The sequence below is a fragment of the Micromonospora sp. NPDC023737 genome (assembly GCF_040639715.1).
Lineage (GTDB): Bacteria > Actinomycetota > Actinomycetes > Mycobacteriales > Micromonosporaceae > Micromonospora.
In genome coordinates this window covers 343,188-357,585 of sequence record NZ_JBFAAL010000001.1, presented here as the reverse complement: position 1 = coordinate 357,585, position 14,398 = coordinate 343,188, and the positions used below count along the sequence as shown (strand labels likewise).

15 protein-coding genes, 1 tRNA gene and 1 pseudogene are annotated in these 14,398 nt (G+C 70.0%); 8 read left to right on the top strand and 9 right to left on the bottom strand.

Annotation, left to right across the window (positions count from 1 at the left end):
* Positions 1-105: 105 nt before the first annotated feature.
* Both AB0F98_RS01580 and AB0F98_RS01575 read right to left on the bottom strand, forming a co-directional pair.
* Positions 106-1,785 carry a tetratricopeptide repeat protein gene (locus AB0F98_RS01580; RefSeq protein WP_357726994.1) on the bottom strand — a complete coding sequence of 560 codons (1,680 nt, stop codon included), beginning with the start codon at positions 1,783-1,785 and terminating at the stop codon, positions 106-108.
* 57 nt (positions 1,786-1,842) lie between these two features.
* Positions 1,843-2,304, bottom strand: coding sequence for a MarR family transcriptional regulator (locus AB0F98_RS01575; protein ID WP_357726991.1), 462 nt, complete (start codon positions 2,302-2,304; stop codon positions 1,843-1,845).
* Between the two features lie 49 nt (positions 2,305-2,353).
* Between AB0F98_RS01575 and AB0F98_RS01570 the strand changes: the two genes are divergently transcribed.
* Both AB0F98_RS01570 and AB0F98_RS01565 read left to right on the top strand, forming a co-directional pair.
* Positions 2,354-2,872 (top strand): VOC family protein, encoded by a 519-nt coding sequence (locus tag AB0F98_RS01570; RefSeq protein ID WP_357726988.1) that lies wholly within the window; start codon positions 2,354-2,356, stop codon positions 2,870-2,872.
* Between the two features lie 25 nt (positions 2,873-2,897).
* Positions 2,898-3,785 carry a hypothetical protein gene (locus AB0F98_RS01565; RefSeq protein ID WP_357726984.1) on the top strand — a complete coding sequence of 296 codons (888 nt, stop codon included), beginning with the start codon at positions 2,898-2,900 and terminating at the stop codon, positions 3,783-3,785.
* A 69-nt stretch (positions 3,786-3,854) separates the two neighbouring features.
* Here the strand turns inward: AB0F98_RS01565 and AB0F98_RS01560 are convergent, their stop codons facing one another.
* A complete protein-coding gene (locus AB0F98_RS01560; protein WP_076471474.1) occupies positions 3,855-4,034 on the bottom strand; it encodes a DUF4236 domain-containing protein in 180 nt (59 codons plus the stop codon).
* 93 nt (positions 4,035-4,127) lie between these two features.
* Positions 4,128-5,057 (bottom strand): AraC family transcriptional regulator, encoded by a 930-nt coding sequence (locus AB0F98_RS01555; protein ID WP_357726977.1) that lies wholly within the window; start codon positions 5,055-5,057, stop codon positions 4,128-4,130.
* A gap of 236 nt (positions 5,058-5,293) precedes the next feature.
* Here AB0F98_RS01555 and AB0F98_RS01550 point away from each other — a divergent pair, with 236 nt between their 5' ends.
* Positions 5,294-6,070, top strand: coding sequence for a glucose 1-dehydrogenase (locus AB0F98_RS01550; RefSeq protein WP_357726974.1), 777 nt, complete (start codon positions 5,294-5,296; stop codon positions 6,068-6,070).
* 121 nt (positions 6,071-6,191) lie between these two features.
* Here AB0F98_RS01550 and AB0F98_RS01545 read toward each other — a convergent pair whose 3' ends face one another.
* Positions 6,192-6,623 carry an SsgA family sporulation/cell division regulator gene (locus tag AB0F98_RS01545; RefSeq protein WP_007457244.1) on the bottom strand — a complete coding sequence of 144 codons (432 nt, stop codon included), beginning with the start codon at positions 6,621-6,623 and terminating at the stop codon, positions 6,192-6,194.
* 369 nt (positions 6,624-6,992) lie between these two features.
* Here AB0F98_RS01545 and AB0F98_RS01540 point away from each other — a divergent pair, with 369 nt between their 5' ends.
* Complete coding sequence (locus tag AB0F98_RS01540; RefSeq protein WP_357726971.1) at positions 6,993-7,478, top strand: TIGR02611 family protein; 486 nt, start codon at positions 6,993-6,995, stop codon at positions 7,476-7,478.
* Positions 7,479-7,528: 50 nt separating this feature from the next.
* A tRNA-Val gene (locus tag AB0F98_RS01535) sits at positions 7,529-7,600 on the top strand.
* Between the two features lie 79 nt (positions 7,601-7,679).
* Here AB0F98_RS01535 and AB0F98_RS01530 read toward each other — a convergent pair.
* A pseudogene (locus tag AB0F98_RS01530) lies at positions 7,680-7,895 on the bottom strand (tyrosine-type recombinase/integrase); the annotation flags it as partial.
* 96 nt (positions 7,896-7,991) lie between these two features.
* On the opposite strand from AB0F98_RS01530, the gene AB0F98_RS01525 reads away from it, so the two are divergent.
* Positions 7,992-8,798 (top strand): hypothetical protein, encoded by an 807-nt coding sequence (locus AB0F98_RS01525; protein WP_357726968.1) that lies wholly within the window; start codon positions 7,992-7,994, stop codon positions 8,796-8,798.
* 643 nt (positions 8,799-9,441) lie between these two features.
* Entirely contained in the window at positions 9,442-10,011 is a 570-nt protein-coding gene (locus AB0F98_RS01520) for a GNAT family N-acetyltransferase (RefSeq protein WP_357726965.1), read from the top strand.
* Between the two features lie 281 nt (positions 10,012-10,292).
* Here the strand turns inward: AB0F98_RS01520 and AB0F98_RS01515 are convergent, their stop codons facing one another.
* Positions 10,293-10,793 (bottom strand): DUF1877 family protein, encoded by a 501-nt coding sequence (locus AB0F98_RS01515; protein ID WP_357726962.1) that lies wholly within the window; start codon positions 10,791-10,793, stop codon positions 10,293-10,295.
* Between the two features lie 501 nt (positions 10,794-11,294).
* Between AB0F98_RS01515 and AB0F98_RS01510 the strand changes: the two genes are divergently transcribed.
* Complete coding sequence (locus tag AB0F98_RS01510) at positions 11,295-11,909, top strand: hypothetical protein (protein WP_357726959.1); 615 nt, start codon at positions 11,295-11,297, stop codon at positions 11,907-11,909.
* Between the two features lie 75 nt (positions 11,910-11,984).
* Here the strand turns inward: AB0F98_RS01510 and AB0F98_RS01505 are convergent, their stop codons facing one another.
* Both AB0F98_RS01505 and AB0F98_RS01500 read right to left on the bottom strand, forming a co-directional pair.
* Complete coding sequence (locus tag AB0F98_RS01505) at positions 11,985-12,341, bottom strand: hypothetical protein (RefSeq protein WP_357726956.1); 357 nt, start codon at positions 12,339-12,341, stop codon at positions 11,985-11,987.
* Positions 12,342-12,848: 507 nt separating this feature from the next.
* Positions 12,849-14,249, bottom strand: a complete 1,401-nt coding sequence (locus AB0F98_RS01500; RefSeq protein WP_357726953.1) for an alkaline phosphatase family protein — start codon at positions 14,247-14,249, stop codon at positions 12,849-12,851.
* Positions 14,250-14,398: the final 149 nt, after the last annotated feature.

Below are 14,398 nucleotides of genomic sequence, written 5' to 3'. Positions count from 1 at the left end.
GAGTGGCTATTCGCCGCGGAATAGCCACTCTTTCCGTGAAGGTGCGCGGATCTTGGGCGGGGGGGAGGGCGGGGTTGGGGCGGAAGGTGGGGTGGGGCGGTGGGGTTAGCGGCGGTGGGTGCAGATTTCGTCGGCGGTGGCGACGGTGTCGGTGGACCAGACGACCGCCACCGTGAAGCAGTAGTCGTTGCTCGGGCTCAGCCCGTAGACCACGAAGTCGCTCGTGCCTGCGGGCAGATCCGTGAGGGCGCTCTTGGGCTGGCCGGCCCTTCCACCCGAGATGACCACCGGCCCCTCGCCGCCGGCCGGGTAGGTCCAGCGCAGTGCGACGTTGTCCCGGTTGTCGCGCAGGTCGACCCCGGCGGGAGGGGCGCCGATGCGGGGCGTCGGGCTCGCCGCGGCGGACCGGCTCGCGGTCGTGCTCGTCGGGGTGGAGCCGGCCGAGCCGGGCGGTAGCTCGGGCGGCGGGTCGTCGCCGCCGACCCGGGACACGCCGGCGATCACCGCCGCGGCGCCGAGCAGCACCACGGCCACCCCGGCGATCACGAGCGTTACCAGTCGCCGCCCCGACGTGGAGGGCGTGCGGCGCACCGGCACGGGCAGCAGCCTCGACGGCTCGTACGGCTCGACGTCGCGGCGTACCCGGTGCACGCCGTCGGCCTCCTGCTGCCCGCCGCCGAGCGCCATCACCGCCGGTGGCACGGCGCTCCCGGCCGGCGGGGCGGCGTCGTCGACCGGCGGGTAGCCACCCGCCTCCGTTCCGGAGAGGGGCGGCGGCCCGTCCCCGGCTGAGGTCGTCCACTCCGCCCCGAGCCGCGCATCGCCGTGCGGCGGCAGCGTCCCGGCGCCGCCGCCCGATCCACCGGGCGGCTCGGCGCCGGCGCCCGGGACCTGTTGGTCGGAGTCCGGCGACCACCAGGCCTGCTCCGCCCTCGCCTGCTCCGCCCCCGCCGGGTCGTCCACCGGCTGGCGCGGCACCGGTACGGTCCGCCCCTCCGGCTCCGACGGCGGGTACCCCGGCGTGTCCCCGTAGGACGGGGTGCGGGCGGCGGGCACGACCGGCGCGTCGTGCGCGGCCGGCGGGGAGTCCGAACAGACGTGATCCGGGTTGGCGGCGGCCCGGGCCAGCGTGGCGACCTGGCCGGCGAGCGGGTCGTCGCCGGCGAGGTGCTGCCGGCAGAGCTCCCGGGCCAGGGCGAGGCTGTCGTGCGCTTCGCCGAACTGCCCGCAGTCGCGCTGCATCGCGCCGAGCCGGGCCAGCATCTTGATGCCGCTGGGATGCCCGTCGCCGTAGACCTCGCGGTGCAGCTCCCAGGCGTCCTGCAGGCGGTCCCGGGCGGTCCGGCATTGCCCGCGGGCGTACTCGACGGTGGCCAGGTCGGCGTGGGCGGCGAGCACCCGCAGCGACTCCGGCCCGTCCTGCGCGGTCAGCTCGATGATGACGTCCCGGTAGAGCCGGGCGGCCCGTGGATGGCTGCCCACCCGGTGCAGCACCGCGGCCAGGGTCGCGGCGGCGGCCACCGTACGCGGGTCGGAACGGCCGTGCAGCCGGGTGTGGGCGGCGTACGCGAACGCGGCCCAACCTCGGGCGGAGTGTGGCTCGCCGAGGGCGACCAGGACCCGCGCCTGGAGGCTCGCCGCCTCGGCCAGTTCGGTGGTGGCGTTCGCCGGGCGTGGATCGGCGTCGCTCAGCGCGTCGGAGAGCAGCCGTTGAGCACCGGCCAGGTCGCCGGTGGACACCAGGTGATGCGCCTGGTCAGTCAGTTCGCCGAAGCCGGAGGGCACGCCCCATCGTGCTCATCCGAGAACGGTAAGTACAAGACCCGCGCCGGTGTGGATGCGTCAGGATCCGGTCAGGTGGGCGGCCAGCGTCTCGCTGATCCTGCGCAGCTGGTCGACCTGGGCGGGGGAGAGGGCGTCGAACAGGTGCCGGCGTACGCCCTCGACGTGGCCGGGCGCGGCGGCCGCGAGCGTTTCGAAGCCGGCCTCGGTGAGGTGTGCGACCTGGCCGCGCCGGTCGGTGGGGCAGTCCTCGCGACGGACCCAGCCGGCGGCCTCGAGGCGGGCGACGGCGTGCGAGAGCCGGCTGCGCGACGATCCGGTCAGCTCGGCCAGCTCGCTCATCCGCATCCGGCGATCCGGTGCCTCGGAGAGGCGGACCAGGATCTCGTAGTACGCGTGCGGCATGCCCGCGTCCCGTTGCAGCTCGCGGTCGAGGGCGTCCATCACGCCGCGGGAGGCGGCGAGGAACGCCCGCCAGGTGCGCTGCTCGTCCGTGTTCAACCACCGCGTCATGACACCCATCATAACGTCAGTAGTTGAACGCTCAACTAAATCGGGCTACCGTTGGGGCATGGGAATCCACCGGCTCAACCACGCCGTCCTCTACGTCAGCGACCTCGCCCGCAGCGTCGCCTTCTACCGCGACGCGCTGAGCTTCCGTCCGGTCGAGATGGCCCCGGACGGCTTCCGCGGCGCCTTCCTCCAGGCGCCCGGCTCGACCAACGACCACGACCTCGGCCTGTTCGAGATCGGCGCGGGCGCCGGCCGGTCGACCGCGGGGCGCGGCACCGTCGGCCTCTACCACCTGGCCTGGGAGGTGGACACGCTCGACGAGCTCGCCGTCACCGCCGAACGGCTCGCCGCGGCCGGCGCGCTGGTCGGCAGCTCCGACCACGGCACCACCAAGAGCCTCTACGGGCAGGACCCCGACGGCCTCGAGTTCGAGGTGGTCTGGCTCGTCCCGGCCGACCTGCTCGACGACGCCGCCCGCGCCGCACGCAAGCGCATCGGACGGCTCGACCTCGACCGCGAGCGGCAGCGCTACGGCGGGCAGACCCGCGGCGGGGTGGGCATCTCCGTGCCGGCCTGACCGGCCGGTGCGGTAGAACGGCAGGATGCCGACCGACCCGACCGCCGCCGCCCTCCGCGAACTGCTCGTCCGCCAGCTGGAGACCTGGCTGCCGACGGCCCTGCACCGTTCTCGACGGGCCACCGTGGCCCTGGCGTACGCGCACCCCGACGTCGACTCCGCCGAGGCCGCGCTGCGGCTCGTCGCCGGGCAGGCCGACCGGCTACGCGGGCTCCGGCTCACCGTGCTGGTGCTCGCCGAGGCGGCGGCCGACCTGCCGGCCCGGCTCGGCCCGATCGAGGCCGGGCTGCCGGCCGACGTCGCCGTGCACGTGGTGCCGGGTGACCCGAGCCGGCTGCCGGTCGCGCTGAAGGCGGGCGGGGCGGCCGGTGCCCCGCTCTTCTCCTTCGTGGACGCCGTCGGCGCCTCCGGTGTCCCCGACGCCGCGGTGTTACGAGCAGCGGCCGGCGGCCGACCCGCCGAGCTCCTGCTCCGCGCCGGCCGCAGCGCCCGCGCCGAACTGGACGCGGCCGGCTTTCCGCTGGTGACCGAGGTGGATCTGGTGCCCGCAGGCGGCGAGACGGCGTCGATCACGTTCGGCACCGGGTCGGACCGGAGCCTGGAGGCGTTCAAGGAGACGCTCTGGGTGGCCGGCGACGTACGGCTGCGCGACCCGGCTGGGCGGCTGCCCGACGCCGGCGGCGATCCGGAGCTCGACCCGCTGGGCCGGGAACTCCTCGCCGAGCTGGCCCGAACCGGCCCCCGTACGGTCACCGAGCTTCGCCGCCACGCGCTGACCGCGACCGTCTACCGCTCGTCGGACGCGCTGCGGGCGCTGACCGACCTGCTCGCGGCGGGCGTGGTCACCCGTGACCCGGCCGAGGGACGGCTCGGCGGCGACGTGGTCCTCACCCGCTCGGCCGGAGCAGCCTGAACAGCACCGACACCCGACGGCGAACGGGGTGCCGGTGTCGCCACCGGCACCCCACACGTCCTCCGGAGCTCAGCGGCGGGACTTGTCCTGCTTCCAGGACAGCGGGCCGGGTAGATCGACCCGGTGCGCCCGCGCCCGGGAGTTCCAGGACCACCGGCCGATCTTCACGCTCCACGAGGAGAAGCCGTTCTCGGTGAAGTTGAGGATCAGCGGCCCGATCTTCTGCCGCTTGCGGAACATCACACCCATCGCCGGGCTCCCTTCCCCGCCATGCCTGTCGTGTCGGGATCGAAGATGCCCGCAGCGGCGGATCGGGAAACGCCCGCGTGGTCCACGGTGGATTCAGCGCGGTCGCCGGGCGTTGGGGAGAGCGTCGAGCGCGCGATCGAGGCTCGGCTCGACGAGCGTACGGGGCCGGACGACCTGGCCGGGTAGCGGCTGCTCGCGGGCGGCCCGGAACGCGCCGGGGCTCGTTCCCGTCTCGCGGGTGAAGAACCGCCCGAAGTTGGTCGGCTCGCTGAAGCCGAGGCCTCGGCCGATCCGGGCGATCGGTTCGTCGGTTGCCGCGAGCAAACGGCTGGCCTGCAGGGCCACCCGCTCGTCGATCACCTGCTTGGCGCTGCGCCCGGTCACCGCCAGACAGGCCCGGGTGAGCGTACGCACCGAGCAGCCCAGCCGCGCGGCGTAGTCCTCGACCCGGCGGGTGTGCCGGTAGCCGCGTTCGACTTCCCGGCAGAGCCGGTGGAAGGTGGCTTCCTCGGGCCGGGACGTCGACGGCCCGCCGCCGGCCAGCGTGAGCCGGAGCAGCAGCACGGCGAGCTGATGGCGCAGCAGCCCTCGCGCGGCGGGCACCGCCCGGTGCCGGGCACAGTCCACGGCGAGCTGGCTCACCTCGGTGATCACCGCGTCCTCGTCCTCGCCGGCGAGTTGCCGCCAGGTCGGTACGGCGTCCGGATCCACGTCGAGGCCCCGCAGGGCGTTGGCGTTCCAGCGCACCACCGTGGCGTCCAGCTGTGGACAGGGGCAGCGCAACACCTGCCCGGCGTGCACCCGCAGCAGGGTGCCGGGGCGGCACGGGATCGGCTCGAAGTCCAGTTCGGCGTCACCGTGCCCGCTCGTGGTCAGCACCAGCAGGTCCCGGTCGACCAGCACCGGCCGCCGCCAGCCGGGATCGCCGGCCAGGCCGGCCAGCCCGAGAGTGTCGATCTCGGCGGCGGCGGAGGGGAGAGCCGTGCTGACCGTTGCCGGGGGGTACTGACCAGAGGAGACCATCGCACCCGACGTTAGCCCGCAACGCAGGTCGTTGCATCTCTCTGCCGCGCCGCGGATCTTCGACGTGGTGCGTCCGCCGACGGACCGCGGCGGCACGGTCTTGTCCCGGTCCGCCGGGCCGGGCTACGTTACCCGGCGGTAGTGCCGGTCGGCGACGACAGTGCCGCGTCGTCACTCGACCGGCCGCCGCCAGCTGGACGGCCGGCGGCGACCCGGCGACTCGCGATGGGATGGGCATGACGGATCTGTTCTCGGTCGAAGGCAAGACGGTCCTGGTCACCGGCGGTTCCCGAGGCATCGGCCTGATGATCGCCCAGGGCTTCGTGCAGGCCGGCGCGCACGTGATCATTTCGTCGCGGAAGGCGGACGTCTGCGCCGCCGTGGCCGAGAAGCTCTCCGCGGAGGGACGCTGCGAGGCGATTCCGGCGGACCTGTCCACCGACGCCGGCGCCGAAGCGCTCGCCGCCGCGATCCGCCAGCGGTACGACCGGCTCGACGTTCTGATCAACAACGCGGGTGCGACCTGGGGCGCGCCGCTGGAGGCGTACCCGGAGAGCGCGTTCGACAAGCTCTGGGCGGTGAACGTCAAGGCCGTGTTCCGGCTCACCACCGCGCTGCTGCCGGCCCTGCGCGCCGCAGCGAGCGACGGCGACCCCGCCCGCGTGATCAACATCGGCTCCATCGACGGCGTCCGGGTGCCGTGGATGGAGGTGTACGCGTACTCGGCGACCAAGGCTGCCGTGCACATGCTCACCCGCAGCCTCGCCCACCAGCTCGCCGGCGACCGGATCACCGTCAACGCGATCGCGCCCGGCCCGTTCGAGAGCAAGATGATGGCGTTCGCCCTGGACGACCCGACGTCCCGGGCGACCATCGAGCAGCAGGTGCCGCTGGGGCGGATCGGGCGGCCGGAGGACATGGCCGGCACGGCCATCTACCTCTCGTCGCGCGCCGGGGCGTACCTCACGGGAGCGGTCATTCCGGTCGACGGGGGCATCACCACCCACGGCTGACCGCGAACCGGCCCCCGGGGCGGGCGTCGGCGTACACCTGGGCATGCCGGAGCCGCGCGGACTCGGCAGGTCCGCGCGGCTCCTGTGGCCGAATGGCCGGTGTTGCCCGGTGTGCGGGTACTCAGCGGCCGGCGAGCAGCCGGTTCACCGCCGTGTCGACGTCCAGGTGCTCGGCCTCGCGGCCGCGCGGGACGACGACGTACGTCCGCCGCAGGAAGCGCACCAGGACGCTCCGCGGCACCTCGAAGAGAGCGTTGCCGTCGGGTGACGACAGCGCGAGCGCGACGAAGTCGCCGCGCGGGGTGGCCCACGGCCATACCCGGACGTCCCCGATGCCGGCCGGTTCGTCGAGCCCGGTGACCAGCAGTTCGCGGGCGAAGGACCAGCTCACCGCCTCGCCTCCGGCCGACTCGGCATGGAACAGGACATGGACCGCATACGGGTCAGCAGGGTCGTAACGCAAGCTGGCACGCACCGGCAAGGCGGTGGCGTCAGGCGCGACGAGCCTTAGCGACGTCTCGACCTCTACGGTCGTCGGTCGGATGACACTCATGGACGTTCTCCCCCCGGCACCGCTGCGGAACGCGCGTGTCCCGCTTTTCCCATACTCAGGTGCTACTCCTGGCTACGCTCCGCCATACGCTGACTTCACCCAGTGGTGGGAAGGGGTTCGGAAAGGCCTCCTGAATGTGAAAATTCATGTAGGATTTCCGGTTCTGCCCAGTGCGTCGTCCCGCCCGGGATCGGGTGGCTCAGTCGTCGACTTACTCCGGTAACGTCCAGTCGTCGGAAGGGGTGACGGTCCCGAGCGACACTGGGGGGTGAAATGGTCACGAACCGATCCTCAGTGGATCCGATCGCGGCGCCTCGCCCACCGAAAGTCGCGGTCCGAACAGCCAAAAAGCGGGGGTACGCGGTGCCGATGGATCAGCACGACCAGACCGGTCGGCCGGACTCCGGTGAAAGGTGGCCGGAGGCCGACGCGGGGGGTGTAGCCCTCGCTGACCCACGGCCACGCTGGCGGACACGTGCCTCCACCACCCTCGAACTCATCCGCGCCAACCCGACCGGCCGGATCACCCTCAAGATCTTCATCACGATCGCGGGCGCGATCGTGGTCACCGTGGGTGTCGCTCTCATCCCACTACCCGGACCCGGCTGGCTGCTGGTGATCGCGGGCCTCGGAATCTGGGCCGTCGAGTACCACTGGGCCCGAAGGCTGCTCGGCTTCACCCGCCGCCACGTGCAGGGCTGGACACAGTGGGTGACGCGACAATCCCTCGGCGTACGGATCGTGCTCGGCTCGGTCGGCCTGATCTTCGTGGCGGTGGTGCTCTGGCTGTCGCTCAAGTACAGCCTCGGCATCGACGTGATCGCCCGCCTGATGCACTACCTCGCGACGCACTGACCCCGGATTCGCGGTCGGGGCGGACGATCAGGTAAAGTCATCCGCGCTGAGGGCGATTAGCTCAGCGGGAGAGCGCTTCGTTCACACCGAAGAGGTCACTGGTTCGATCCCAGTATCGCCCACGCAGGTCAAAGGCCACTTCCCGGGTTCGGGAGGTGGCCTTTCTGCTGTTGTACAGCAGTTAACTACAGCAGCTCGGTATTGCGCGAGTGAGTCGCCGAGGCGTTTGAGTGCGTCTCTGGTCGCCTTGATCGATACCTGGGTGTAGATCTCCATCGTCACGGAGGAGCGGGCGTGCCTCAGCACCTGCATGGCGACTCTGGGGTGGACGTCGAGGTCGGCCAGGAGCGTGGCGCAGGTGCGCCTGGCGTCGTGAACGGTGATCGGTTTGACGTTGGCCTTCTCGCACCTCGTCTGAGTCGAGCCGCACACCACCGCCGGTTCGCCGCGCACAGTCGCTACCGTGCGAATGCCGTCTGACGACAGGCCATCACACCCGAAAGGAGTTGACTGATGGCGGACTGGCGCTCTCTGTGGGATGCGGTTATCGCCAGTGATGTGAGCGCCCGAGACGGCCTTGGCTGGGAGTTCACCAGCCGGACCGGTGAACCGGCCTGGGCAGTCTTCCGCGAGGACGGTGGCCCGTTCCCGGTCTTCTCCGCAGCGCGCGGGCACATCATGCCTTCGGCGGACGACCTAGCCGCCATGACGCGCGAGGCTGTGGCAGACCTCTTGGCTGCCGCTGGACTGGCTGACCGACACGGCTGGATCACTGAGAACATCTCGGCCGCACTTCTGCTGGCCTCCATGAGTGTCGAGTCGTGGGAGGGAGTGGAACGGGCCCTTGAGTCTGGTCCTGGCGATGTCGCGATTGCGTGGGCTGAACCCGACGCCGCACGGACGCCCTACGCCTGGCTACGCGCCATCGGCGCCGACGCATCGGCAGAGGTCAGCGTCTACCAGGATGACGCGCTCTTCGGCCTCTGCTTCATCCCGACCGTGCAACTCCGACTGCCGGAGTTCGACTCCGGCTCGCTGCGGTCCCGCCGAGGGGTTCCGCTCGTACGCGGCCCAATCAACCAGGTGGAAGTCGTCTACGACACCGTTGTCGAGGGCCGTCACGACGCTGGGCTCGTGAGCGAGGTCTTGCTGCACGGCGACCACGCCTCGACGTTGCTCATCGCCGCCGAGGCGTATTCCCGGCACGAGTGGCACCTGTTCGACGAGTCCGTAGTCGCTCTGACGGAGCCGACCAATGCCGACGCCCTAGCCTGGATCCCTGAGCGGTACCGCTGGCGGTGGACCGAAGGTGGCCGCTGACACTGATTCATGCCGCGATCCGCGCCATCGACTTTCGCAGGGCACTCGGCGGACGAGTGTCGCGCCTCACCGACGGAGCACAGCCGGCTGCCGGCGCATGTGGGAGGGCTTTCCGTACATCTATCAAGGCGGCCCTGAACGGGCCGCATGCGCCGCCGCCTGGGCGCGCGTCCGACGCTCGGCTGTCGCTCCACGCCGGCCAGCCAGAACGCCCGGCGGCTGGCGCGGAAAGCGGGAAACCCGGGGCCGCCGTAGACGGTAGCGCCGAGGTGGTTGAGGTTCGTGGGCCGGCAGCCAGCCGGGGCGCGGCGGCCGTTCATGCTGATGCGCCACGCGTTCGAGGAGCACTCCGCGGGACGAGTGGCCATTAAGACGTCTCCGCGCCGCTCGCTGAGATCTCTGGCCGAAGCGGTAACGCCGAGGCCGGCCCGTTGCCCACGTGGCCCGACAACTGACGTGCGACATCCCTGCCACCTGATGCTTGACAGCAGGGATCGAGGTGCACGTCGGTGCGCCTCGGGACGCGCGAATCTGCCGGTGAGCGGGCACGCCACTCTCCCGCCCGCCGAGAAACCCGTTGCGAGTGGGCGGCATCAGATGCCGGGTAGATCGGCCATCAATCACGGGAGGCAAAATGACGCACATGTCGCTGCCCACGCCCACGTTGCACACCGCTCGCCTTCGGCTGCGTCCCTTCGACGACGCGGATGCGAACGACCTTTTCGCGCTGCACAGCAACGCCTACGTGCTGCGCTACTGGGACGCGCCGCCGTGGAGCGAACGCGTGCGCGCCGAGCGGTTCATCACGGCTTGCCGGCAGATGGCAGAGGTGGGCACCGGGGCGCGGCTGGCCGTGGATCGTGTCTCCGACGGGGCGTTTATCGGCTGGTGCAGCCTGAACCGGTGGAACCCGGATTACCGCAGCGCGTCGCTGGGCTACTGCTTCGACGATGCGGCCTGGGGCCATGGCTACGCGACGGAGGCCGCGCGCGAGTTGCTGCGGTGGGCATTCGACACGCTGGACCTGAATCGCGTCCAGGCTGAGGCCGATACGCGCAACGTGGCATCTGCCCGCGTGCTGGAGAAGCTCGGCTTTGTGCGTGAAGGGACGTTGCGGGAAGACTGCGTCGTGAACGGCGAGGTCTCCGACTCGTGGGTCTACGGGCTGATCAGGCGGGAGTGGCCGTCGACCGATCCGGTTCCCGCCCGCTGAGTCCTCGCTCCCTCGCGAGACGTCGCCCGGCACCTGGGTGCTTCGCTTCGCCGCGTCGAGGGGCCGACGCCCCGCAGTCTCATGCCGCCATCAGCGCGCTGAGGTGTTGTGGATTAGTTGGCGGAGGACACGGCCGACCGCCGGAATGTCGGGTCTCAGGACCTGCATGACAGATCGGTATCGGGACGTGGGTGACACATCCGGCGAGACGATCTTGTGTCGAGGGTAGCCGGCTGCACGTCGAGCGGCTAGTTGTCCTGGGCTGCGTTGCCCGATGGCGTCTAGTACCAAAAGGCTTTGATCACCGCGTGCCCGGCTTGCGCGGCCCGCGCGTAGAAGGTGCGTAAGTTGTTGTGGTAGCCGAGGAAGATGTTTCTAGCCGCGTTTTCGTCCTCCCAGCTGACGTATGGCTTGGAGAGTTTCGCCCCGGCGATCTGCCAGCGTTCGTCGAAGGAGACGATGTGGAGGAGCTCGGCCGTTTTTCGCGTCTCGGCGGGGCTGAGGATGACGAACGGCGGTTGGTCCTTCGCAGGGCTGCTGTATATCTGGCGGCCGCCGGAGATCGGCAAAGTGCTGGCGGCATTCGTGGCGTCACCATGGCCCGTGCCCATGGTGTAAAGCTTTTCGACGTGGCCGAAGTCCTTCTCGATGGAATCGGCGATGCCAGCCGCGTACTCCTCCGGGTGCGCCTCCCAGGCGGCCCACATGAAGTCAAGCAGCGACGAGAAGTCCTGTGGAATCTCGTTGGAGGCCGTGGCCCGCAGGTGCATGTGAAAGCTCACCGGGCTGCTACTCCTTGCGCTGGACGGGCGAGCGGGGCGGCTGCCCGTCGTGGGGGCTCTGGTTTACGGGCTTTGAATCTAGCGATGGCCTTGGTGGTGGATCGGGCGACCTCGGTGATCAGCTGATCGGCCTTCTCCACCCGGGCCGCCTCCAGGATCCTCGCCCAGCCCGACAGCTCGCCCTGAACTACGTCGGAGGCGAGGCAGCCAGAAGGCAGCGAAAGCAACAGCAGCGACCGGTACCGGACCGCGCGGGGCGGCAAGTAGGCCGTGCCAGGCACTGCACAACAGCATCCGACGACACCCGATGGTGGCCCGCGTCCGCGTTCACACCGAAGAGGTCACTGGTTCGATCCCGGTATCGCCCACGCAGGTAAAAGGCCATTCCCGGGCATCGGTGATGGCCTTTTTGCCGTCCGTACAGCAGCTAAGTACAGCAACGGTCAGCAGGCGGGACGTCCAGGCGAGGAGATGTCCGCCTGTGCTGCTACTTTGCCGGCCGTGAATGATCAGCTGACGTGGATCGACCGGGTCATCGACGTGACCGGATGGCACCACGAGTCTGAGGGCGATACCGGCTGGGAACAGGTGGAAGCCGAGCTGGGGATCGGGCTTCCGTCGGACTTCAAGGAGCTGTGCCGGCGGTTCGTGCCGGGAGCGTTCTACGCGTACCTGGACCTTCTGCGGCCGACCGACCATCACGCGCAGCCGCTGCTTCGGACTTGGGCCTTCTGCCGGCAGTGGGCGAGTGAGCATGACTCCGCGAGGTTGTGGGCCCCGTACGAGATGTACGAGCCCGCCAGGGGGTCGGGGCTGATCCAGTGGGGCAGCGATCAGACCGAAGGGGAGTACTACTGGCTGGCGGACCGCTCTGTGGAGCCCGACCGCTGGCCTGTGGTCGCGCGGTGGAACGGCATCGAGCCGTGGCACCAGCTGGACATGTCGACGGCCGAGTTCGTCTACCGGGTGATCGCGGATCCGGCGTTCAAGCCGTTCACGGTGGCCGACCCACCGCGGCGGCCCTTCTATCTGCCGCACTGGGGGCCGTTCCCGATGAGCGCCGAGGACTGGGACGTTCTTACCGACCCGAATCGCGCCGACCGAACGATGTTCTAGGGGCCTCGACGTTGGGTCAACTGCGCCGCTGTGGCGGTGACCGTCGCGGGCGCGGTCCGTGACACGAGAGCCGGCTCAGCCCGTTCCGACAGCGTCCGCACGTGCGTCAAGGTCCGCTTGACGTACGGGCCCGCGCTCGGCCTCCCGCCGCCGTGCGAGCACCCGACGCAGGTCATAGACGGCGGCGAAAGGTCCGAGTATGCCCAGGAGGAGGAACCAGAGCCCCACCTTGTACTCGCCTTCGACAGGGTTCAGCCAAAGCAGGCCGATCCCCGCGCCAAGTCCCACCACCGGCATGAGCATCGTGCCGATGACCTTGATCCCGCGCGCAAGCCGGAAGCGGATGGCGAGAACGCCGGAAGGTATCGCGAGTGCCCCGGCGAAGAGCAAGCCGCCAACGATGGCGAGGAACACGGGATAGCTGACCGACATTCGCGACAGTGTAAGTCCCTCGTCGGGGACGTCAGACGGTGGTCGGCGGATGGCTGTCTGGGGCACCCATGGGGCACACGACAGCGCGGAACGCCTGTGGACTTCGGTGGCCGCTCGGACAGCTCAGCCCTGCTGTTGGCACAGGTCGAACGCGTCCTTCGTGGTGCGGGCCTGGCGGTGATCACCCTGCGGAGCCGTCGAGCTAATCGCGCAGGCCGGCGACGGCCTGATCGAGGGCTACCCGCATGACTCCGGCGGGGTCCGGAGGAAGAACCCGTCGTTCCTCTACAAAGGCAATTGCGCCTCGACGCGCATTGGACGAAACACCTGTCAGCACCCTTCAGTCGGATCAGGCAACTTCTCATCCGACGAGCGGCACTCCTACCGCTCAGGTAGCGCCGGGCAGGTCGAAGTCTTGATGAGTGGTGTACCGGGTGCCCGCGTAGAGGGTGAGGGCCCGGCCGGGAGGTATTCTCCGGCCGGGCCCGCGATGAGCTTCGGTAGGTGTCAGCCGACGTGAGGCCGGTGGCCCTTCTCCTGCCTGGGCATCTGCTGCTTCGCCGGTGGCCCTTCCGGCATCGGCAGGTTGTTGATCGCGTACTGGGTGAAGTTGTAGTCGCCCACGGTGTCCGGCATCGTCGGGGCCTTGGCCCGCCCGTTGTTGAACCGGAACGCCGCGGTCAGGTCACCACAGGTTTCCCGGCGCCACGCGCTGATGTTGGTCTCCTTGACCCCGGTGATGTGCTCCAGGAACTGCAACTGCGAGGTGTGGTCGGAGACCTCGGAGCAGACGTATCCGCCCGCCGTCCACGGCGACACGATGATGCACGGCACCCGGAAGCCGAGGCCGCTGGGCCATCCCCGGCCCTGCTCACCGACGGTGGAGGTCTTGAAGACGAACTCGTCCGGGGTGCCGGCCGGCGGGGTCGGCGGAACGACGTGGTCGAAAAGGCCGTCGTTCTCGTCGTAGGACAGGATGAAGACGGTCTTGGCCCATACCTCCGGGTTCGACGCGATGGCGTCGATCTTGCCCGCGATGAACTGCGCACCGGCCGCGGCCGAGCCCGGGGTGGAGGGGTGCTCGTCGTAACCGGACGGCGGCAGGATCCAGCTGACCGTCGGCAGCGAGTCGTTCAGGCAGTCGTACTCGAACTGACCCAGGGGCTGGGTCGCCACGCCGTTCTCGTAGAAGCCGTCGCCGGGCTGGGCCTGGGCGAAGTCGGTGAACTTGCTGATCGCGGACGATCCGGTGAGGCCGCCCGGCTGGCGGTAGACCTTCCAGCTCACGCCGGCTTCGCTGAGCCGCTTCGGGTAGGTCTTCCAGGAGAACTGGCTGGCCGGACCACTGGTGGTCAGTGATGGGCCGCCGGCCAGACCATCGACGTCGATCGTGCCCGACATCCACATGTGCCGGTTCGGGCCGGTCGGGCCGATCACCGAACAGTGGTAATGGTCCAGGATGGTGAAGGACTCAGCCAGTGCGTAGTGGAACGGGATGTCCTCACGGGTCAGGTAGCCCATGGTGAACGGTGCGTTCTGGCCGTCGTGCGGAATGTGCGCCGGGATCCAGTTGTCCATCTTGCCGCCGTTCCACGCCTCGTGCTGGCCCTGCCAACCGTGGTCGGTGGAGGGCAGCGCGTGGCCGGCGAGCTTCTTGGTGTCAAGGTGGAACGGCAGCACGTAACCGTCCGGGTGACCGTCCCAGGGCTGGTGGAAGACGGAGCGGCCGTTCTCCAGGATCAGCGCATTCGGGTCGTCGAAGCCGCAGACGCCCGACATCGTGCCGAAGTAGTGGTCGAAGCTGCGGTTCTCCTGCATCAACATCACGACGTGCTTGATGTCGCTGAGACGACCGGAGGTCCTCGGCGGCGAGGCAAGCGCCTTCTGCACGTTCGGCGGCAGCGCCAACGACGCAGCACCGAGGGCGGCTGCGGCCCCGGTCCCGAGAAGTCGTCGACGGGTGAATCGGGATGAGCTCTGGTCATTCTCGGGCATAGGGGTGGGGTCCTCTTGCTCTCCGGGCCGACTGCGAACTCATTGATCATTTCGGAGAAACG